This window comes from Streptomyces sp. NPDC091972 (assembly GCF_044756385.1).
Classification (GTDB): domain Bacteria; phylum Actinomycetota; class Actinomycetes; order Streptomycetales; family Streptomycetaceae; genus Streptomyces.
Map to the genome: position 1 here is coordinate 94,243 of NZ_JBIVSV010000004.1, position 18,921 is coordinate 113,163.

Consider the following 18,921-nt stretch of genomic DNA (forward strand, 5'->3'; position numbering starts at 1 on the left):
CTGCGCGTTCTCAGCCCTGCTGGGGTACCGCGCACCCGTCGGGGCCGCACGCCTCCGCGCCGGCCCCGCCCTGGTCGATCAGCTTCAGCGGGGAGCGGTCGCCCCAGGCCTTGGTGAGGGCCTGGGTGAAGACCTCGGCGGGCTGGGCGCCGGAGACGCCGTACGTGCGGTCCAGGACGAAGAAGGGGACGCCGTTGGCGCCGAGCTCGGCTGCCTCGCGTTCGTCGGCGCGGACCTCGTCGGCGTAGGCGGTGGGGTCGGCGAGGACCCTGCGGACCTCGCCGGCGTCCAGGCCGGCCTCCACGGCGAGCTCGACGAGGCGCTCGTCGCCCTCGGTGAACAGGGACCGCTCCTCGGCGAAGTTGGCCCGGTAGAAGATCTGGATCAGCTCGTCCTGCCTGCCGTGCTCCTTGGCGAGGTGGAGGAGGCGGTGCAGGTCGAAGGTGTTGCCGTGGTCGCGGTCCCGGGTCCGGTAGGCGAGGCCCTCGGCGGCGGCCTGGGCGCCGAGGTTCTCCTCGCCGGCCTGGGCCTGCGCCTCGCTCATGCCGTACTTCTTGCTGAGCATGGCGAGGACCGGCTGGACGTCGTCCTTGGCCCGCCCGGGATCCAGCTCGAACGACCGGTGGACCACCTCGACCGCGTCACGGTGCGGGAAGGCCTCCAGCGCCTTCTCGAAGCGGGCCTTGCCCACGTAGCACCAGGGGCAGGCGATGTCGCTCCAGATCTCGACGCGCATGTGTACGGCTCTCTCCAGCTCGGACGGCGACGGAGACTCCCTCCGCCTGCTTGGATGAACGTTCAAGCAGAGGGTCGCATTCCCGTCGGGGAGCCGGTCTCACCCGCCGTCGCGCAGGTCCGCCGGCCACTCCGGCCTGAACTCGATGTGGTCGTAGGTCACGACGCACCCCTCCCCCATCGGCGACTGCGCCATGAAGCCGACCAGGGCCGCGCCGGTCTCCTTCTCGTCGCCCAGGGTGAAGAGGCGGACGAAGGTCCAGCGCCTGCCGTCGCGGGAGGCGTGGAAGGCGAAGGCGCGGCCGGTGCGGCTGACCCGCAGCCACACCGAGGTCCCGTCCACGGTGAAGGAGTTGCAGTCGTCGGAGTGGCCCCGGGTGACCACCGTGCAGACGGTGGGCACGTCCGGGGAGTTCTCCAGGCAGAGCTTGGCCCAGGCCCGCTCGCCGACGTGGACGTACAGCACGCCCGCGTCGAACGATGCGTTGAAGCCGACGGTGACGCGGGCTATGAGCTGGAAGTCGCCCTCGGGGGCACCGAGCAGACGCGGGGCGTCGGCTGCCGGGTCCAGGGACTCCCCGGTGGGCGGCACGAAGCGGTCCTGCCGCGGTCCGGCCCAGCCGGAGAGGATGCCGTCCTCGTGGAGCCAGTGCCCGTCGGGGCCGTAGGTGCGCAGAACGAAAGGCAGTTCGGGGAGTTCGACGTCCATCGCACGATTGTTTCAGGTCCGGTGGCCGTCCTCAGGGGCGCGGGGAACTGCGGGACCGGCCACCCACGACCGGCACCCCGCGGACGGCCCGCGCCCCTTCGGCGCTATCGCTCCAGCCGGCCGTTGAACCGACGGGGCAGCCCGAGCGGGTTCTCGTCCCGCAGTTCCGGAGGCAGGAGTGCCTCCGGAGCGTTCTGGTAGGCGACGGGCCGCAGCCAGCGCTCGATCGCCGTGCCGCCCACGGACGTCGACGTGGACGTGGTCGCCGGGTAGGGACCCCCGTGGTGCTGGGCCGGGGCCACCGCGACACCGGTCGGCCAGCCGTTGACCAGCACCCGCCCGGCCAGCGGCGTCAGCTCCGCGAGGATCTCCGCGCCGCGTCCCTGGCCGGCCGCCTCCGCGGTGGACAGGTGGACGGTCGCCGTGAGGTTGCCGGGCAGCCGGGACAGCACCGTCCGCGCCTGCTCGTCGTCGTCGTAGCGGACCACCACGGTCACCGGGCCGAAGCACTCCTCCAGGAGCAGGTCGTACGCCCCCTCGGTGGCGAGCTTCTCCGCCGGCACCGTGAGGAAGCCCGCGCTGACCGTGTGCTCGCCGCCCGCGCCGGGCGTCACCGGCGACTCGACCTCGGGGAGCTGCGCGCGCTCGGCGACCCCGGCGACGAAGTTGTCCCGCATGCGGTGGTCGAGGAGGACGCCCGCGTCGGTGTCGCTGACGGCGTCGGTCAGGGACTTCACGAGGCCGTCGCCCGCCGCGCCGGACGGCACGAGGACCAGACCCGGCTTCACGCAGAACTGGCCGACACCGAGGGTCATGGAGCCCGCGAGCCCGGCGCCGATGGCCTCCGCGCGCTCGGCCGCGGCCTCCTCCGTGACGACGACTGGGTTCAGGGAGCCCAGCTCGCCGTGGAACGGGATCGGCACCGGACGCGCGGCCGCCGCGTCGAACAGGGCGCGGCCGCCCTTCACGGACCCGGTGAAGCCCGCGGCGGCGATCAGCGGGTGCTTGATCAGCTCGATGCCGGCGTCGAAGCCGTGCACGAGACCGAGCACGCCCGCGGGGATGCCGTGCTCGTCGGCGGCCCGGCGCAGCACGGACGCGACCAGCTCGGACAGGCCCGGGTGGTCGGGGTGGGCCTTGACGACGACCGGGTTGCCGGCCGCCAGGGCGCTCGCGGTGTCGCCGCCCGCGACCGAGAAGGCGAAGGGGAAGTTCGAGGCCGAGTAGACGGCGACGACGCCCAGCGGCACCTTGTAGCGGCGCAGGTCCGGGATCGGCGGGGTCGCGGTGTCGTCGGGGTGGTTGATCACGACACCGAGGAACTCTCCCTCGTCGACGATGTCGGCGAAGGCCCGCAGTTGGTAGCAGGTGCGGGCGAGCTCGCCGGTCAGCCGGACCGGGCCGAGCGCGGTCTCGGCGTCAGCGGCCTCGACGAGGTGCTCCTTGGACTCCTCCAGCTTGTCGGCGGCGGTGCGCAGGAAGGCCGCGCGGACGGTGCGGTCGGCGAGGGACGCGCGCGCGTCGTACGCGGCGCGGACGGCGGCGTCCACCTCCTGGGCTGTGGCCTCCACCGCAACCTGCTCGCGCTGCTTCCCGGTTCGGGGGTCGACACTCCAGACTGGTGCTGCTGCCACCGCGGGTCCCTCCACGTGTATCTGGGTCATCCACCGGGTCCGTTCGATATACTGAACGCTGTCCCTGATGGTGAATATGCTGTTGGAGACTATTTCCCGTCGAACGAAGGGGTCAAGGGCGATGTCGGCTGGCGAGACGGGCGGCGGGTCACAGGTCAAGTCCGCGGTGCGGACGGTTGAACTGCTCGAATACTTCGCCGGACGTCCCGGCATGCACTCCCTCGCGGCGGTCCAGGAGGCCGTCGGATACCCCAAGTCAAGTCTCTACATGCTGCTGCGCACACTTGTCGAGCTGGGCTGGGTGGAGACCGACGCGACCGGCACCCGGTACGGCATCGGGGTGCGGGCGCTGCTCGTCGGCACCTCCTACATCGACGGCGACGAGGTGGTCGCGGCGGCCCGTCCGACCCTGGACCGGCTCTCCGACGACACCACCGAGACCATCCACCTCGCCCGCCTCGACGGCACCAACGTCGTGTACCTGGCCACCCGTCAGTCGCAGCACTACCTGCGCCCCTTCACCCGGGTCGGCCGCCGCCTCCCGGCGCACTCCACCTCCCTGGGCAAGGCGCTGCTGAGCACCTACTCCGACGAGCAGGTCCGCAAGATGCTGCCGGAGACCCTGCCGGCGCTCACCGAGCACACCATCACCGACCGCGAGAAGCTCATCGAGGAGCTGCACCAGATCCGGGAGCAGGGCTTCTCCGTGGACCGCGAGGAGAACACGCTCGGGCTGCGCTGCTTCGGCGTGGCGATCCCCTACCGCACGCCCGCGCGGGACGCGATCAGCTGCTCGGTGCCGGTGGCGCGGCTGACCCCGGCGCACGAGCAGATGGTGAAGGACGCGCTGTTCGACGCCCGGGACCGGCTGACCCTGGCCACCCGCAGGCTCTGAGCCCCGGGCCCCGCACCCGCGCGCTGCCCACGCCCCCGCCCCACCGCGACGGGCCGCCGCATGCCTCCAGAGAGTGAGGGCCGTGTCGACGTGCGGCTCCGCCGTGTCGCCGCAAGGACGCCTGCCCCCACCGAGCCGCACCCGATGACCGCCCGCCCCCGACCCGCCCGCCAGGCCCTAGGCTGCGGGGCATGCAGATCGTTCTCCGCGAAGTCCACGACAGCGATCTGCCGGTCTTCTTCCGGCAGATGAACGACCCCGAGGCCCTGCACATGGCGGCCTTCACCCCGAAGGACCCGGCCGACCGGGACGCCTTCGACGCCCACTGGGAACGCATCCGCGCCACCGACGCCGTGCACCGCACGATCCTGGCGGACGGTGACGTGGTGGGCAGCGCGGCGGTCTACGGCGAGCCGGGCGAGCGCGAGGTGACGTACTGGGTCGACCGCGCCTACTGGGGCCGCGGCATCGCCACGGCGGCCCTGCGCGAGCTGGTCGCCCAGGTGCCCGAGCGTCCCCTGTACGCCCGCGCCGCCGCCGACAACACCGGTTCGCTGCGGGTCCTGGAGAAGTGCGGGTTCCGGGTGACCGCCCGGGCGTCCGGGTACGCCCACGCGCGCGGTGCGGAGATCGACGAGTTCGTGCTCGCGCTGGACGCGTGAGACCGGCCGCCGCAGATGAACGTCCGATGAGAAAAGCGGACGCATGGGAACGATTCGCTCCCGCCTGATCGTCTTCCCGGTGGGATGAACAAGACGATCAGGCGCGCATCGGTCTTCGCGCTGCTCCTGGTGTTCGCTCTGCTGATCCGGGCGACCTGGGTGCAGTTCTACGAGGGCCAGGCACTAGCGGACGACAAGGACAACCGGCGGAACGCGATCGAGACGTACTCCTCGCCGCTCGGGAACATCATCGTGGCCGGAAAGGCCGTGACGGGTTCCGCGAGGACGAAGGACAGCGACCTCGCGTACAAGCGGACGTACACGGACGGCAGGCTGTACGCGGCGGTGACGGGCTACGCCTCGCAGGCCTACGCCCCGACCCAGCTGGAGGGCATCTACGCCGACCTCCTCAACGGCACGGACAGCCGGCTGAAGACCGTCATGGACACCGTCACCAACCAACGGGCCGAGCCCGGTGATGTGATCACGACGATCGACCCGTCCGTGCAGAAGGCGGCCTACGACGCGCTCGGCGACAAGAAGGGCGCGGCCGTCGCGATCGACCCGACGACCGGCAGGATCCTGGCGGTCGTGTCGACGCCGTCGTACGACCCGTCCTCGCTGACGGACGCCAACACCGCGGGCACGGCCTGGAAGCGGCTCACCGCGGACCCTGACAAGCCGCTCACCAACCGCGCGCTGCGGCAGCCGCTGCCGCCGGGTTCGACCTTCAAGCTGGTGGTGGCGGCAGCGGCGCTGGAGGACGGCCTGTACTCCTCGGTGGACGAGAAGACCGTCAGCCCCGACCCGTACACCCTGCCGGGCACCGTGACCCCGCTGGGCAACGAGAACTCCTCGGCGCCCTGCGAGAACGCCTCGATCCGGGTCGCGCTGGAGTACTCCTGCAACACCGTCTTCGCGAAGATGGCCGTCGACCTCGGCCAGGACAAGGTGCGCGCGATGGCGGAGAAGTTCGGCTTCAACGACGACGAGCAGGACGTGCCGGTGCGGGCCTACACCAGCGTCTACCCCTCCGGCATGGACAAGTCGTCCACGGCCCTGACCGGTATCGGCCAGTTCGACGTCACGGCCACCCCCCTCCAGATGGCCATGGTCTCGGCGGCCATAGCCAACGGCGGCAAGCTGGTCTCGCCGCACATGGTGTCGACGATCACGAACCACGGCGGCGACGTCCTGAAGAACTACGACGACGAGGCCACCACGCAACAGGTCGTCAGCTCGGACACGGCGGAGCAGCTCCGGTCGGCGATGCAGTCGGTGATCACGGACGGCACCGGCACCAATGCCCGGATCGACGGCGTGACGGTGGGCGGCAAGACGGGCACGGCCCAGCACGGCGAGAACAACAGCAAGACGCCGTACGCCTGGTTCACGTCCTACGGGAAGGCCGACGGCAAGGAGGTCGCCGTGGCGGTGGTCGTGGAGCAGTCGGACGCGGCCCGCTCGGAGGTAAGCGGCAACGGACTGGCCGCCCCCGTGGCCAAGGCCATGATGGAGGCGGCCCTGAGGAACTGAGCCCTCGCGGTGGTCACTTGGCCCCGAGCACCTGCTCGATCGGGTCGATAGCGAAGTACACGAGGAACAGCGCCGAGGCGGCCCACAGCAGCCAGTGGATCTCCTTGGCCTTCCCGAGCACCACCTTGATCACGACGTAGGCGAGGAAGCCGGCCCCGATGCCGTTGGTGATCGAGTAGGTGAACGGCATCACGGCGATGGTCAGGAACGCCGGGATCGCGATGTCGTAGCGCTCCCAGTCGATGTGCTTGACCTGGGTCATCATCAGGAAGCCGACAGCGACCAGCGCGGGCGCGGCGGCCTGGAGCGGGACGATGGTCAGCAGCGGGGTGAGGAAGAGCGCCAGGGCGAACATCCCGCCGGTGATCAGGTTCGAGAACCCGGTGCGCGAGCCCTCGCCGACGCCCGCCGCCGACTCGATGTACGACGTGGCGGAAGAGGCCGACGCGGCACCGCCGGCCACCGCCGCCGCCCCGTCGATCAGCAGGACCCGGCCGAGGTGGGGCACCTTGCCCTCCTCGTCGAGGAGTCCCGCCTCCGCGCTGATCCCGACGACCGTGCCCATCGTGTCGAAGAAGTCGGACAGGATCAGCGTGAAGATCAGCAGCACGACCGTGACGACCCCGACGCCGGGGGCGCTGAAGGAGCCGAACAGGCTGAAGTGGCCGATCAGTCCGAAGTCGGGGGTGTCGACGACCTTGTCGGGCCACTGCGGGGTGGTCAGCCCCCAGGTCTTGATGTCGGCGACCGAGTTGATGATCATCGCGAGGACCGTCATGGTCACGATGCTGATCAGGATCGCGCCCTTGACCTTGCGTGCGAGCAGTCCGATCGTCAGCAGCACCCCGAGGCAGAAGACGAGGATGGGCCAGCCGGTGAGCGCGCCGCTGCCCCCGAGCTGAACCGGCACGGTGGTGTTCGCGGCGTCCGGGATGCGGCTCACGAAGCCGGCGTCGACGAAGCCGATGAACGCGATGAACAGGCCGATGCCGACACTGATCGCCTGCTTGAGCGGTTGCGGAATGGCGTGCATGACCGCCTCCCGCAGACCGGTCACCACCAGCACGCAGATCAGCAGCCCCTCCAGGACGACCAGTCCCATCGCGTCGTCCCAGCTCATCAGCGGGGCGATCTGGAAGGCGACGACCGCGTTCAGTCCGAGCCCGGCGGCGAGCGCGAGGGGCAGGTTTCCGCCCACGCCCATGATGACCGTCATGACCGCGGCCACCAGAGCCGTCGCGGTGGTCAGCTGGACCGCATCCAACTGGTGCCCGAACTTGTCCTTCGCGCTGCCGAGGATGATGGGATTCAGGACGAGGATGTAGGCCATCGTGAAGAAGGTGGCGAAGCCGCCGCGTATCTCACGGGCGAAGGTGGATCCCCGTTCGGAGATCCTGAAGTACCGGTCGACGGACATGCTCGCTGCTCCTCGGTGCCTGACTGATCGGTGTGCGGATGCTGGCTGGATTGTTCCCGTGGTGAACGCGTCCCAGGTTTTCTCCGTGTTACGGATTTGGGGTCCGGCCCGTCATCCATCGTTCGAAGACCCGTATGAGAGCGCTTGCTGGATCGCTGCTAGGCTTCCGGATCTCCGCCCGGCCACCCCCGGACGATCACATGTCATTCACATGACACACAAGGGAGAGGGAGCCCGTGGGCACAGTCGTCGACGACGCCGCCTCCGTGGAGTTCCATGCCTTCTTCGAACGCCATTACGCCGAACTGTCCCGGCTCGCCGCTCTGTTGACGGGCGAGGCGGACGCCGCCGACGACCTGGCGGCGGACGCCCTGCTGGCCCTGTGGCACCGCTGGGACCGGGTGCGCGCGGCCGACCACCCGGTGGCCTACGCCCGTGGAGTGGTCGCCAACCTCGCCCGCACCCGCATCCGCAGCGCGGTCCGCGAACGCCGGCGCGTCGCCCTGTTCTGGTCCCAGCGCGAGGAGAAGGTCGAGAACCCCGACGTGGCGGGTGCGGTCGACGTCCAGGAGGCGCTGCGCAGACTGCCGTTCCGCAAACGGGCGTGTGTCGTGCTGCGGCACGCGTTCGACCTCTCCGAGAAGGACACCGCGCTGGCCCTGGGTGTGTCGGTCGGTACGGTGAAGAGCCAGACCTCCAAGGGGATGGCCGAGTTGCAGCGGCTGCTCGGCCCTCAGAACGCTCCGCTGAGGGTGCACGCGGCGATGGCGCGCACCGGTGACGCCGGAGGAAGGGACCGATGACCATGCGGCGGGACGTGCACGGCGAACTGCGCGCCCAACTGCAGGGCGCGGCCGAGGCCCACGAACCGGACCGCGAGCGGATCCTCGCCCGGATCGAGCGCGGTATGGCCGAGGAGGCCCGCCCCGGCCACCGGGCGACCCGGCCGCCGGTGTACGGCTGGGTGCGGGTGGTGAGCGCCACGGCCGCGGTCGCCTGCGTGCTGGGCCTCGGCGGGTACGCGGTGGCGTCCGCGGTGAAGGACGAGCCGCCTGTGCGGAAGTCGGCCGCCGCCACGGGCACGCCCTCTCCTTCGCCCGACGCGACGAGCCGTCCGCCCGCCCCGCCGGCCGATCCGGCCCCGAGCAGGACCCCGGCCCACCGGACCGGGAAGCCGAGCGCCACGCCTTCGGGCACCCCGGGTCCGTCCGCCGGAGTGCGGGCGCCCGGCGTCGAGGACGGCCCGCTGTGGTCGGACGGCTCGGTGGACCCGCACAGCAACGAGTTCTGGGCGCAGAGCAATCTGACCTTCAGGACCTCCGAGCAACTGACCTCGCTCACGGTCGAGTTGCGGATCGCGCAGACCGGCGGTGTCACCGACGCCGGCGCCTGGCGCTCGCTGCCCGAGGACGACTTCACGCTGACGGTCGCCGAGCGGGACGGTTTCCTCGTCTACACCTGGGTGCTCAAGGCCGGGCGTACGGTCCCGAAGGGCGAGTGGGTGTTCGCCGGGCAGTACAACCACGAGCGCGGCGGCCGGGACGCGAAGGACGACCGGTACACGGCGGCGGCGACCGCGAAGTCCGGGGAGCTCGCCGTGCGGGGCGACTTCGCGGCGCGGGACGCCGGGTCCGCGGACGAAGGGGACTCGTAGGCCGTCGCCGTGGCCGCACCGCGAGCGTCACCGTGGCGCGGCAACCCTTTCCCCGTCGGCGGCGACCAAGGGGTGCACGGTCGGCACCGGTCCGGCTCCCGGGCAGCCCAACAAGCTCTCTCACACCAGGAGTTCACGCCAGGGGAACAACCATTCGGTCACCTTCGACGTCCCTAGTAGTGCACAGACCTGCCGGCCTGAGCCCCCCTCGGCCGGCAGCTGCCGGCTGGAGCCCCCCTCGGGCCGGCACGAGGAACGCCCCGCCCGTGACGACGGGCGGGGCGTTTCGTCGTTCTGGCTCGCGGCCGGTGCGGGACTAACTCACGAAGTACGTCGGGTTCGGGAGCTTGTAGGTCCTGTCGGCGTAGCCGCCCTCCAGGTCCGAGTACTGGTCGCCGAAGTTGGCGATGATCTCGTACCCGAGGTCCTTCTCGATGTGCGCGCGGGTGCCGGACTTGTACTGCACGGTGGTGCAGGTCCAGGTGCCCGGTGTGGCGCAGGCGCTCAGGTAGGACGGCGGGTTCGCCTTGTCCTTGAGGAACACGTGGTCGGTGTCGAGGTTCACGTCGGCGCCGACCTTCTTCAGGTTCTCGACCGCGGCCGAGCGCTGCGCCTCGCTGAGACCGGAGTTGTAGAAGACCTCGACGCCCTTCTTCTCGGCGTACCGCACGAGCTCGGGGCTGCCGAAGACGGCCGGGCGGTCGGCCCGGTTCACGTAGTCGGCCCAACTGGTGGCGTCGTACGTGTAGTTGTAGCGCTTCTCGTAGTCGAGGCTGAGCAGCAGCGTGTCGTCGATGTCGAAGACGACGGCCGGCTTCTCGCCCTTGTGGTGCGCCTTGCGGGCGGCCTGGTCGATGTACTTGCGCGCCGCCCTGTCGATGGACGCCAGGTCCTTGGCGTAGGGGCTGGTGGGCGACGCCTGGTAGACACCGTTCGCGTCGGCCGTGGTGCCGTAGTAGGTGTCGATGTCCTTGACCAGCAGCCCGATGTTGTAGGGCTCGTGCGTGGAGTTCGCCGTGGACTGGCCGGCGGTGGCCGCGCCGGCGCCGTAGAGGGCGCCGGCGGCGACGGCACACGCCGCGGTGACGGCTGCGATACGCAATGGCTTATGCATGACAGACGTTCTACGCGCGTCACCATGTCGGGCGCGAGACCCGCCCGGTAAAAAACGGGTCAAGCGCCCCGAACGTGCTAGTTCATCGTCGCGCCGATGGTCGTGCTGCCCGTGGTCAGGAACGTGGTGGCGGGCAGGGTGCCGCCGGTGCCGCGGGCGTTGTACGTCGTCGAGGCGTCCGTCGACCTGAAGGCGGGCGTGCTGACCCCGCTGTCCCAGTTGTTGCCGGACGAGGTGACCTTGGAGCCCTTGCTGACCGAGCCGCTGCCGTTGCTCACGGCGAGGTTCTTGCCGAGCTTGGCGGAGCCGGTGGCGAAGTAGTAGCCCCACTTGCCGTTGGCGTAGGCGGTGGTGCGGTTGATGACGACGGCACCGGTGTTGGAGTTCTCGGTGAAGCCGTTGCCGGCGTTGCCCCAGGCCGCGGAGTTGTTCACGACGTGCGCGACGACCTCGCCGTCGCCGCCCAGCTTGTATCCGTTGCCGTCGCCCGCGAAGGCGGAGTCGGACCAGCGGTTGACGCCGTTGCCGAAGGACCAGGTGTGCTCGACGGTGACCGGCGAGGAGAAGGACCAGTAGTCGATCCCGTCGTCCGCGTTGTTGTAGAGACGGGCCCCGGTGATGAGATTGCCGGTGCCGGAGCCGAACTTCACGGCGATGCCGTCGGCGTTCTCGCCGTGGTTCGCGGCGTCGTAGTTGCCGTAGGAGTCGATGTTCCTGACGGTGTTGTCGACGGTCCCGTCGCCGGTGAGCGTGAAACCGGAGTCGCCGCCGTTGAGGGTCTTGATGTTGTTCCAGTCGGTGCCGGTGCAGGACGTGCAGACGACCGCGCTGTCCGGGGAGTTCTGGAAGGTCAGGTTGGAGACGTTCCAGTAGTCCGCGGTCAGTTTGAAGATCCACGCGCCGGCGGGCAGGGAGGAACCGTCGATCTTCACGGTCTCCGAGCCGTACGCGGTGAGCGTGATCGGCGCGGCGGAGGTGCCGTTGGCCGTGGACTGGAGGGTGGCCGTCGGGTGGTAGGTGCCGCCGCGGACCTGGATCACCGTGCCGGCGGTGGCGTTCTTGACGGCGTTGGACAGGTCGGTCGCGTTGCTGACGACCACGGTCGCGGCCTGCGCCTGGGTGGGGAGGACGGCCAGGCCCGAGCCGAGGGCGAGGACCGCCGTGGCGAGGAGAGCGGTACGACGAGACATGGGGAGCGAGTCCCTTCGGGTGCGGGTGGGGGGACGGTTCACAGGACGGCGTCGAGCCAGTCGACGACCTCGTCCTGCATGCGGTCGACGAAGACATGGCCGAGCTCGGGCCAGGTCCTGAGGTGCAACCGCTCCTCGGCGTGGCGGGACCGCCAGACGGCGCGCAGCTTGTCGTACGCCACGCGGACGCCGTCGGCGGGGAACAGCGGGTCGAGGCCGCCGTCGAAGAAGAGCATCGGCCTGGGGGCGGCGATGCCCGCCACGTCGGGGAAGTCGAGGAACCGGGGCAGTCCCGGGTGGAGCATGTAGTAACTGGACTGCCCGCGCAGGGTGTTGTTGCCGGGCACCATCATTTCCTTGAGGCCGGTCATCCAGCAGACGGACGCCGTGGCCCGGACGGAGTCGGTCAGCGCGGCGGTCTGCCAGGCGCGGTAGGCGCCCATGGAGAACCCGACGGCGGCGACCCTGCCGGCGTCCACCCTCTTCAGCCCGGCGAGGAACTCGGCGGCGCGGGCGTCCTCGCGGGCCATGAGCCCGGCGAGCGAGGAGCCCAGGTGGTAGAAGTTGCTCGCCAGGGCCTGCTGCTGGTCGTAGGTGACCGGTCCGCGGTCGCCCCAGCCGAGCGCGTCCGCGCACAGCACGACATAGCCGCGCCGGGCCAGCTCGTCGCCGACGAACCGGCCGCTGAAGTACTTGTCGGCCCACGTCCGCGCGGAGGCGAGCCGGGTGTCGTCGTACCAGGGCCGGACCAGCTTCTCCTTGCCGATGTCGAACTTCGCCCCGTGGTCGTGGAGCAGCAGCACGGCGGGGAACGGGCCGGGGCCGTGCGGGGTGAGCAGGGCGGCACGCACCCGTTCGTACCGGGTGAGGGAGAGGGTGACCAACTCCCTTGTGTAGCCCTCTCCTTGGGTGCGCCCGGTGAACGCGGGGGCGTACGGCGTGCCGTCCTCGCGGTCGACCAGGAGGTGCTCCTCGACCTTGGCGCGAGCGGCCCGCCGCCAGGCGCGGAAGTCACGGACCGGCGAGTTCCCCCAGGCCAGCGGGAAGGTCAGCGCGGCCTTGAGCGCCGGGTGGAAGTCGGGCAGCGGGCCGTCCACGACCCCGGCCCGCGCGGGGCCCACCGCTCCCCCGGCCAGCGCGGCCGCTCCGGCGCCCACCACGAACGCCCGCCGCCCGAGCGGGTCACCGGCACGCATAGGGCCTCCAGTCTCCGAGGTAGGTGCGCGGGGTGTGCGCCGCGGCCTCGGCGGCGGTGAGCTGCGGCCGGTTGTCCGGGACGGAGACGACCGCGCCGGGACCGGAGTTGGCGTACTCCCGGAAGCGCATGCTCTGCCAGGGGTAGGCCTCGCGCATGTCGGTGTAGGGCGTCACCGGGTCGATCCCCGGCCCGATCCAGGAGTCCCGCACGACGAGGGAGGGCCAGGCGGTCGTCTCGTACGACGGCACCCAGGGCCGGGCCAGCTTGTACGCCCCGTCCTCGGCGCCGGAGGTGATCCGGGAGCGGACCGCGAGGATGCCGTACGGGTTGGCGCGGGCCGTGGAGGGGGCGAAGACCATGCCCTTGGGTGTGAAGGTCACGTCCCGCTGGAGGGTGTGGAAGTGGCACTCGTCGAAGACGGCGGTGGCCCTGCCGAAGACGAAGTCGACGTCTCCCTCGATCCGGCAGCGGCGGAAGTACTGCCGGTCGAAGGAGGCGAGCGAGGTCGTGTCGACGAAGAGGGTGTCCTGGTGGGCCAGGAGCCGCACGTTCTCGAAGCGGGTGCGGTCGCCGTAGGTGTACGCGGCGACCGCCTGGGTGCCGGTGATGTCGGGGTGGTCGGCGCGCAACCAGTCGTTGGCGAGGGTGAGGTCGCGGACGGTGAGGCCGGGGGCCGCGGAGGTGAAGGTGGCCGAGCCCGCGGTGCCGTAGGTGCCGGAACCGTCCGGTTTTCGGGTGCCGTTGGCGTTGTCGTACACGATGACGGTGGCACGCGGGTCACGGCTCGCCCCACGCAGGGTCAACTCCGCCTTGTCCGCCGGGACGTCGACGACCTCGCGATAGGTGCCCGGGTGCACGACGATCGTCCAGCCGGGGCCGGTGACCGTCTCCACGGCGGCCTGCACGGAGTCACCGGGACGGACGTGGAGCACCCGGCGGGCGTCGGCGTGGGCCGGAGCGGCCGCCGCGGCGACCAGTCCCGCACCGGCGGCCAGGAAGGTCCTTCTGCGCATCTCAGCACACCTCCTTCCACGGCCGCCAGTCGCCGAGCCAGGTCTCCCGGGTCGCGGACGCGGCCTGTTCGCGGGTGAGCTGGGGCCGGTTCTCCGGGACGGCGATCCGGGCTCCGGGCCCGCTGTTGCGGTACTCGGCGAAGCGCTGGTTCTGCCAGGGGAAGGCGTCCGACATGTTGGTGTAGGGGGCGACGGCGTCGATGCCGGGGCCGAGCCGGGTGTCCCGCACCACGAGCGACGGACGGGCCGTGGTGTCGGAGCTCGGTACCCACGGACGGGCCAGCTTGTAGGCGGCGTCCGGGGCCTCGCTGGAGACCCGGCTGTGCGTCACCAGGTGCCCGCGCGGGTTGGCGCCCGCCGTGGAGGGCGCGAAGACGAACCCGTACGGCGCCGCCGCCAGGTCGGTCCGGTTCAGGGTCCGGAAGTGGCAGTGCTCGTGGACCGCCGTGGCACGCCCGAAGACGAAGTCGACGTCCCCCTCGACGTAGCAGTGCGCGAAGTACTGGCGGGCGAAGGAGGTCAGGGCGATCGAGTCGGCGTAGAGGGTGTCCTGGTGGCCGAGGAAGCGGCAGTGGTGGAAGGCGGAGCGGTCGCCCTGCACCTTGAGGGCGACCGCCTGGGTGCCGGTGATGCCGGGGTGGTCGGCGCGCAGCCAGTCGTTGGCGAAGGTGATCCAGCGGGCGGTGAAGCCGTCGGCCTGGACCGTTGTGGTCGCGGATCCGGTGGTGCCGTAGGTGCCGCCGCCGGGCTTGGGGGTGCCGGCCGCGTTGTCGTACACGATCACGACGTCCCGGGGGTCCTCGGAGGCGCCGATCCAGGTGGCCTCGGTGCGGGTGGCGTCGACCGCGACGGTCTCCCGGTAGGTGCCGGGGGCGAGGACCAGGGTCCGGCCGCTGCCGGTGGCGGCGGCCACGGCGTCCTTGACGGTGGTGTGGTCGCCGCGGCCCTCCGGGTCGACGTACAGCGTCCGCGGGGTGAGGCGGGCGGACGGTGACCCGAAGCGTCCGAACGGGCGCCTGGCCGGGGCGGCCGTCGCGGGGCCCGCCGTGAGCGCGAGCGCGGCTGCGGCTCCGGTGCTCGCGAGCAGGAACCCCCTTCTGGTCAGGGGGAGTTGCGTGTGGTGCGAGGACATGCGGGTGCTCCTTGGGGACGCGGCTTCGGGGGTGGGGTGCCTCGCGTGGGGGGTTGCGGTGGGTGGCCGGGGCGGCCGCTGGATTCCGCCCCGGCCGGTCAGGGGGTGGGTACCGCCGGACGCGGGTCTGTCGACGGTGCCGGGGCCGGCGGACCGGCCGGTCGAAGTTGCCGGCGCCGGCGGGCGGACCCTTCGAGCGGCCCGGTCGGTCGAAGTGGCCGGCGCCGGCGGGCGGACCCGTCGGGCGGACCGGCGTCAGCGGGACCGCCCGGTGGAACGGGACCTTGCCGGCGGGTCCGGGCGGCCGAACGAGCCCTGCCGGGGAGCCCAGCCGCTCGGCGGAACCGGCGTGCCCGGCCCGGGCCGCTCGACAGAACCGGCGCCGGCAGGTCCAGCCGGCCGGAAGGGGCCGGTGTCAGCAGACGCGGCCGGCGCCCGCGCCTCGGCCGACGATGCCCGGAATCCTCTTGGCGGGGTCGACCTCGGTGCGCAGGGTGGGTGTCCAGCCCGCGCCGGACTCCAGGGTCTCGGCGGGGATCTCGGCGTTGTGGACGGCGATCAGGTCGGTGCGCTTTCCGTTGACGTAGTTGTCGGTGGCGGTGAGCGGGGAGACGTTCCACCGCTTGAGCACCTTGGCCGCGCTGATCCCCTCGGGCAGCGTGAACGCGTTGTGCTCGGCGACGAGCTGGGACTCCTTGCCGATGCCGAAGCTGTAGGAGTAGTCGTCGCCCGCCACGAAGTGGTTGTTGTAGGAGTCGACCTGTCCGAAGCGCACGCGGGGTGCGCGCTCGACCAGGTTCGAGAACAGGTTGTGGTGGAAGGTGACCTTGAGCTTGCCCCGGTCCCCGGCCGCCGTGGACTCGCTGTCGCTGTTGCCGATCAGGATCGTCTTGTCGTGCTCGGTGAAGACGTTCCAGGAGGCGGTGACGTGGTTGGCGCCCCGGACGATGTCCAGCTCGCCGTCGTGCTGCTGGTACAGCATCCCGAAGTAGGTCGGGGCCGCGCTGTCCGGATGGCTGCCGTCGGTGAAGGTGTTGTGGTCCAGCCAGACGTGGGTGGAGCCGTAGACGACGGCGGTGTCGTACTCGGAGTTCCAGTTGCCGGTGGAGCCGTCCGTCGGGTCCCACTGCGGGAAGCAGTCGACGGGGCTCTCGAAGGTGAGGTTGCGGACGATGACGTTGTCGACGGCCTTGATCTGGAGGCTCGCGCCCTTGAACCCTGCGTTCCTGCCGACCCCGATGATGGTGGTGTTGGCGGGCACGTTGGCCTTGATGGTCTGGTCCTGGTTGGCGGCGGAGGCGCGGCGCAGGCCCTCGGGGCTGTCGTCCGGCTCGGCGCTCAGGTCGGTGTCCAGGCCCCAGGCCTCCGGGGAGTACTTCGCCAGGTAGGCGTCGAAGTCGTATCCGGGTGCGGCCAGGGAGTCGCAGCCCTCGGAGACGGCGTCGATGGTCCCCTTCACCTTGATGATCCTCGGCGCGGTCCCGCCCGCGGCGAGGGCGGCCTTGAAGCCGGCCCAGTCGGTGACGGTGTACACATGGGCGGCGTCGGCGGCCGCGCCTCCCGTGGTGCCGGTGCCCTCGGAGGCCCAGCCGTCCCCGGCGGGGAGGGTCTCGCGGGCCGTGTCATGGGCCCTGGCCTGGGCGGTGGTGCCGGTGGCCGCGAGGACGAGGGCGGTGCAGCCCGCCACGGCCAGGACCTTTGTTATGACATGCCCATGCCATATCTGTGCGTTCATTGTGCGGCTCTCTTTCGACTGCGGAGAAGAAGGGGTCAGACGGTGGCCGGCGACGGCCAGGTGATCCAGGACTCCGGGACCGCGGTGTCCAGCCGGCGCACGTCCCGGGGCACCAGCACGCGGTGCCGCAGCAGCTCACGGGCGAGCAGACGCGCCACCGCGATGGCACCGGGCGGGTTGAAGTGCGTGTTGTCCTGCTCGGTCGCGGTCCAGTTGAAGTACTTCTTGGTCTCCTCGGCGCCGAGTCGCTGCCACAGGGCGAGCGACAGCGCCTGGATGTCGAGCAGCGCGACGCCCTCCTGCTGGGCGAGCGCCCGCATCGCCGCGGGGTACTCGCCGTGCGTCGGCACGGCGTTGCCGCTCGCGTCGAACTTCCGCCGCTCCACGGAGGTGGCGAGCACCGGCCGGGCACCCTTCGCGCGGGCGCCGTCGACGTACCGCCGCAGGTAGTCCTGGTACGTCGACCAGGGCTCGGTGTAGCGGGTCGGATCGGCGGTCTTCTCGTCGTTGTGCCCGAACTGGACGAGGAGGAGGTCACCGGGCCCGATCAGTGCGAGGATCGCGTCGAGCCGGCCCTCGTCGACGAAGGACTTCGAACTCCGTCCGTTCACGGCGTGGTTGGCGACGGAAAGGTCCTTGCGCAGGAAGAAGGGCAGGGCCATTCCCCAGCCGGTCTCGGGGGCGGCGTCGGAGTATTTCTGGGCGGCGGTGGAGTCGCCGGCGATGTACAGGGTCCGCCGTTCTCCGGCCTGGGCGGTACCGGTTGCGCCGAAAGCGACGGGACCGGCGGCGATCGCCGCCACGGTGACTTGTCTACGGGTTAGTGCCATTACAGGTCAGCCTCTCTTCCCCAGGGGCGCGGGGAACTGCGCGACCGGCCACGACGGACCCGCAGTTCCCCACGATCGGAACCACCCGAGATCTCAGCCGTTCTGTTCCTTCCATTCGGCCTGGGCCTTGTTCAGCTGGTCGGCCATGGTGTCCAGGAAGTCCTTCGCGCTCATGTCCCCGAGCAGCACCTTCTGGAAGTTCGGCTCGTTGTCGGCCTTGGAGATGGTGTTCCAGTCAGGCAGGTAGTACGGCAGCTGGACGATCGACGTGGAACCGTCGGTCAGCGCGGCGGCGGCCAGCTTCGTCGGCTCCGCCTCGGAGACCCACGCGTCCTTCGCGGCCTCGTTGTTGGCCGGCACCTGCCCGGCGGCCTTGTTGAACTTCGAGTTCTCCGCGTGCGAGAGCGCGAACTCGACGAACTTCCACGCGGCGTCCTTGTTCTTCGAGCTCTTGAACACGCCGAGCCCGTCGACGGGGTTGGACACCTGGACCCGCTTGCCGGCGGACCCGATCGGCTGCGGGATGCCCCGGAACTTCTCGACGCCGAGCGCCTTCACATGGTCCTGGTACGAGCCCAGGTTGTGGTTCAGCATGCCGATGGTGCCGGAGTCCCACTGCGCGACCATCTTGGTGAAGTCGTTGTTGAGGTCGGCCGCGGGGGTGTCCTTCTTGTACAGCGCCGCGTACTTCTCCAGCGCCGCCACGTTCTTCGGGTCGTTGACCGTGGTCTTGTCGCCGTTCCAGAACGAGGTGATCCCGCTCTGCCCGTACATCGCGTCGAGGGCCTGCGCGATGGACCCGGCACCGCCCCGGATGGTGTAGCCGAACTCGTTCTTCTTGGCGTCGGTGAGCTTCTCGGCGGCCTCGTAGAACTTGTCCCAGGTCGTCGGCTCGTCCAGTCCGGCCTTCTTGAACAGGTCGGTCCGGTAATACAGCACACCGTTGTTGGCGGAGGTCGGGATCGAGTACAGGGTTCCGTCGCCGCCCCCGGCCGCCTTCAGCGAGGCGACCATGTCCTCGTTGAGCTTGCCGCTCAGCGAGGAGTCGGCGAGCCGGTCGTCCAGCGGCTCCAGGGCGTTCTGCGCTGCGAACCCGGCGAGCATGGCGGCGCCGACACCGCCGACGTCCGGCAGACCGCCGCCCTGGATGGCGGTGTCGACCTTGGACTGGTACTCGGTGGACGCGATGCCGACGTACTCGACCTTGATGTCCGGGTTCGCCTTGTGGAAGTCGGCGATGATCTCCTTCCAGATGTCGGTGCGCACACCGCCGTTGTTGTCCCAGAAGACGATCCTGCCCTTGCCGCTGCCCTCGTCGCCCTTGTCGCCGCCGGCGCCGCTGCCGTCGTCACCGCAGGCGGTGGCGGTCAGCGCCAGGACGGACCCGAGGGCGACGGCTGCGGCAGCGCGCCTGCTTCTGCGGATACTGATCTTCATTGATCGGCTCTCTTCTTCTTCTGATTCCAG

17 protein-coding genes are annotated in these 18,921 nt (G+C 70.7%); 5 read left to right on the top strand and 12 right to left on the bottom strand.

Going from position 1 to position 18,921, the window contains the following annotated elements; all coding sequences use genetic code 11:
* Positions 1-10: 10 nt before the first annotated feature.
* The 3 genes from ACIQJT_RS12960 to ACIQJT_RS12970 form a co-directional block, all read right to left on the bottom strand.
* The gene (locus ACIQJT_RS12960) at positions 11-736 is read right to left on the bottom strand and encodes a DsbA family oxidoreductase (RefSeq protein WP_402642785.1); all 726 of its coding nucleotides are present in this window, start codon (positions 734-736) and stop codon (positions 11-13) included.
* Positions 737-835: 99 nt separating this feature from the next.
* Positions 836-1,444, bottom strand: coding sequence for a DUF1349 domain-containing protein (locus ACIQJT_RS12965; RefSeq protein WP_365462244.1), 609 nt, complete (start codon positions 1,442-1,444; stop codon positions 836-838).
* A gap of 104 nt (positions 1,445-1,548) precedes the next feature.
* Positions 1,549-3,078: an aldehyde dehydrogenase (NADP(+)) gene (locus tag ACIQJT_RS12970; protein ID WP_365462246.1), complete on the bottom strand. Its 1,530-nt coding sequence runs from the start codon at positions 3,076-3,078 to the stop codon at positions 1,549-1,551.
* 121 nt (positions 3,079-3,199) lie between these two features.
* Here ACIQJT_RS12970 and ACIQJT_RS12975 point away from each other — a divergent pair, with 121 nt between their 5' ends.
* The 3 genes from ACIQJT_RS12975 (at position 3,200) to ACIQJT_RS12985 (ending at position 6,171) form a co-directional block, all read left to right on the top strand.
* Positions 3,200-3,973 carry an IclR family transcriptional regulator gene (locus ACIQJT_RS12975; protein WP_007381154.1) on the top strand — a complete coding sequence of 258 codons (774 nt, stop codon included), beginning with the start codon at positions 3,200-3,202 and terminating at the stop codon, positions 3,971-3,973.
* 191 nt (positions 3,974-4,164) lie between these two features.
* Complete coding sequence (locus tag ACIQJT_RS12980; protein WP_365462248.1) at positions 4,165-4,635, top strand: GNAT family N-acetyltransferase; 471 nt, start codon at positions 4,165-4,167, stop codon at positions 4,633-4,635.
* Positions 4,636-4,719: 84 nt separating this feature from the next.
* Positions 4,720-6,171, top strand: a complete 1,452-nt coding sequence (locus ACIQJT_RS12985) for a peptidoglycan D,D-transpeptidase FtsI family protein (protein WP_402642788.1) — start codon at positions 4,720-4,722, stop codon at positions 6,169-6,171.
* Positions 6,172-6,184: 13 nt separating this feature from the next.
* On the opposite strand, the gene ACIQJT_RS12990 is transcribed toward ACIQJT_RS12985, so the two are convergent.
* A complete protein-coding gene (locus tag ACIQJT_RS12990) occupies positions 6,185-7,588 on the bottom strand; it encodes an NCS2 family permease (protein ID WP_402642791.1) in 1,404 nt (467 codons plus the stop codon).
* Between the two features lie 236 nt (positions 7,589-7,824).
* On the opposite strand from ACIQJT_RS12990, the gene ACIQJT_RS12995 reads away from it, so the two are divergent.
* Complete coding sequence (locus ACIQJT_RS12995) at positions 7,825-8,391, top strand: SigE family RNA polymerase sigma factor (RefSeq protein WP_402642793.1); 567 nt, start codon at positions 7,825-7,827, stop codon at positions 8,389-8,391.
* Positions 8,388-9,242 carry a hypothetical protein gene (locus ACIQJT_RS13000; RefSeq protein WP_402642796.1) on the top strand — a complete coding sequence of 285 codons (855 nt, stop codon included), beginning with the start codon at positions 8,388-8,390 and terminating at the stop codon, positions 9,240-9,242. Before ACIQJT_RS12995 ends, ACIQJT_RS13000 begins: the two co-directional genes overlap by 4 nt.
* Before the next feature lie 316 nt (positions 9,243-9,558).
* Here the strand turns inward: ACIQJT_RS13000 and ACIQJT_RS13005 are convergent, their stop codons facing one another.
* The 8 genes from ACIQJT_RS13005 to ACIQJT_RS13040 all read right to left on the bottom strand — a co-directional run bounded on the left by ACIQJT_RS13005 (position 9,559) and on the right by ACIQJT_RS13040 (position 18,891).
* Complete coding sequence (locus ACIQJT_RS13005) at positions 9,559-10,356, bottom strand: HAD family acid phosphatase (RefSeq protein ID WP_402642798.1); 798 nt, start codon at positions 10,354-10,356, stop codon at positions 9,559-9,561.
* Between the two features lie 77 nt (positions 10,357-10,433).
* Positions 10,434-11,546: a chondroitinase-B domain-containing protein gene (locus tag ACIQJT_RS13010; protein WP_402642801.1), complete on the bottom strand. Its 1,113-nt coding sequence runs from the start codon at positions 11,544-11,546 to the stop codon at positions 10,434-10,436.
* 38 nt (positions 11,547-11,584) lie between these two features.
* Positions 11,585-12,742, bottom strand: a complete 1,158-nt coding sequence (locus ACIQJT_RS13015) for a dienelactone hydrolase family protein (RefSeq protein WP_402642804.1) — start codon at positions 12,740-12,742, stop codon at positions 11,585-11,587.
* A complete protein-coding gene (locus tag ACIQJT_RS13020) occupies positions 12,729-13,757 on the bottom strand; it encodes a pectinesterase family protein (RefSeq protein WP_402642806.1) in 1,029 nt (342 codons plus the stop codon). Before ACIQJT_RS13020 ends, ACIQJT_RS13015 begins: the two co-directional genes overlap by 14 nt.
* Before the next feature lies 1 nt (position 13,758).
* Positions 13,759-14,889 (bottom strand): pectinesterase family protein, encoded by a 1,131-nt coding sequence (locus tag ACIQJT_RS13025; RefSeq protein WP_402642809.1) that lies wholly within the window; start codon positions 14,887-14,889, stop codon positions 13,759-13,761.
* Positions 14,890-15,304: 415 nt separating this feature from the next.
* Positions 15,305-16,624, bottom strand: a complete 1,320-nt coding sequence (locus tag ACIQJT_RS13030) for a polysaccharide lyase family 1 protein (RefSeq protein WP_402642812.1) — start codon at positions 16,622-16,624, stop codon at positions 15,305-15,307.
* Between the two features lie 35 nt (positions 16,625-16,659).
* A complete protein-coding gene (locus ACIQJT_RS13035) occupies positions 16,660-17,454 on the bottom strand; it encodes a rhamnogalacturonan acetylesterase (RefSeq protein ID WP_402642814.1) in 795 nt (264 codons plus the stop codon).
* Positions 17,455-17,547: 93 nt separating this feature from the next.
* Positions 17,548-18,891: a sugar ABC transporter substrate-binding protein gene (locus ACIQJT_RS13040; RefSeq protein WP_365462272.1), complete on the bottom strand. Its 1,344-nt coding sequence runs from the start codon at positions 18,889-18,891 to the stop codon at positions 17,548-17,550.
* Between the last annotated feature and the right edge of the window lie 30 nt (positions 18,892-18,921).

Bases quoted from the DNA above. Each gene is read 5' to 3' on its own strand.
- ACIQJT_RS13030 (WP_402642812.1), bottom strand. From the start codon at position 16,624: ATGAACGCACAGATATGGCATGGGCATGTCATAACAAAGGTCCTGGCC.
- ACIQJT_RS13040 (WP_365462272.1), bottom strand. From the start codon at position 18,891: ATGAAGATCAGTATCCGCAGAAGCAGGCGCGCTGCCGCAGCCGTCGCC.
- ACIQJT_RS13035 (WP_402642814.1), bottom strand. From the start codon at position 17,454: ATGGCACTAACCCGTAGACAAGTCACCGTGGCGGCGATCGCCGCCGGT.
- ACIQJT_RS12990 (WP_402642791.1), bottom strand. From the start codon at position 7,588: ATGTCCGTCGACCGGTACTTCAGGATCTCCGAACGGGGATCCACCTTC.
- ACIQJT_RS12975 (WP_007381154.1), top strand. From the start codon at position 3,200: ATGTCGGCTGGCGAGACGGGCGGCGGGTCACAGGTCAAGTCCGCGGTG.
- ACIQJT_RS12960 (WP_402642785.1), bottom strand. From the start codon at position 736: ATGCGCGTCGAGATCTGGAGCGACATCGCCTGCCCCTGGTGCTACGTG.
- ACIQJT_RS13025 (WP_402642809.1), bottom strand. From the start codon at position 14,889: ATGTCCTCGCACCACACGCAACTCCCCCTGACCAGAAGGGGGTTCCTG.
- ACIQJT_RS12985 (WP_402642788.1), top strand. From the start codon at position 4,720: ATGAACAAGACGATCAGGCGCGCATCGGTCTTCGCGCTGCTCCTGGTG.
- ACIQJT_RS13015 (WP_402642804.1), bottom strand. From the start codon at position 12,742: ATGCGTGCCGGTGACCCGCTCGGGCGGCGGGCGTTCGTGGTGGGCGCC.
- ACIQJT_RS13020 (WP_402642806.1), bottom strand. From the start codon at position 13,757: ATGCGCAGAAGGACCTTCCTGGCCGCCGGTGCGGGACTGGTCGCCGCG.
- ACIQJT_RS12965 (WP_365462244.1), bottom strand. From the start codon at position 1,444: ATGGACGTCGAACTCCCCGAACTGCCTTTCGTTCTGCGCACCTACGGC.
- ACIQJT_RS13010 (WP_402642801.1), bottom strand. From the start codon at position 11,546: ATGTCTCGTCGTACCGCTCTCCTCGCCACGGCGGTCCTCGCCCTCGGC.
- ACIQJT_RS12980 (WP_365462248.1), top strand. From the start codon at position 4,165: ATGCAGATCGTTCTCCGCGAAGTCCACGACAGCGATCTGCCGGTCTTC.
- ACIQJT_RS13000 (WP_402642796.1), top strand. From the start codon at position 8,388: ATGACCATGCGGCGGGACGTGCACGGCGAACTGCGCGCCCAACTGCAG.
- ACIQJT_RS13005 (WP_402642798.1), bottom strand. From the start codon at position 10,356: ATGCATAAGCCATTGCGTATCGCAGCCGTCACCGCGGCGTGTGCCGTC.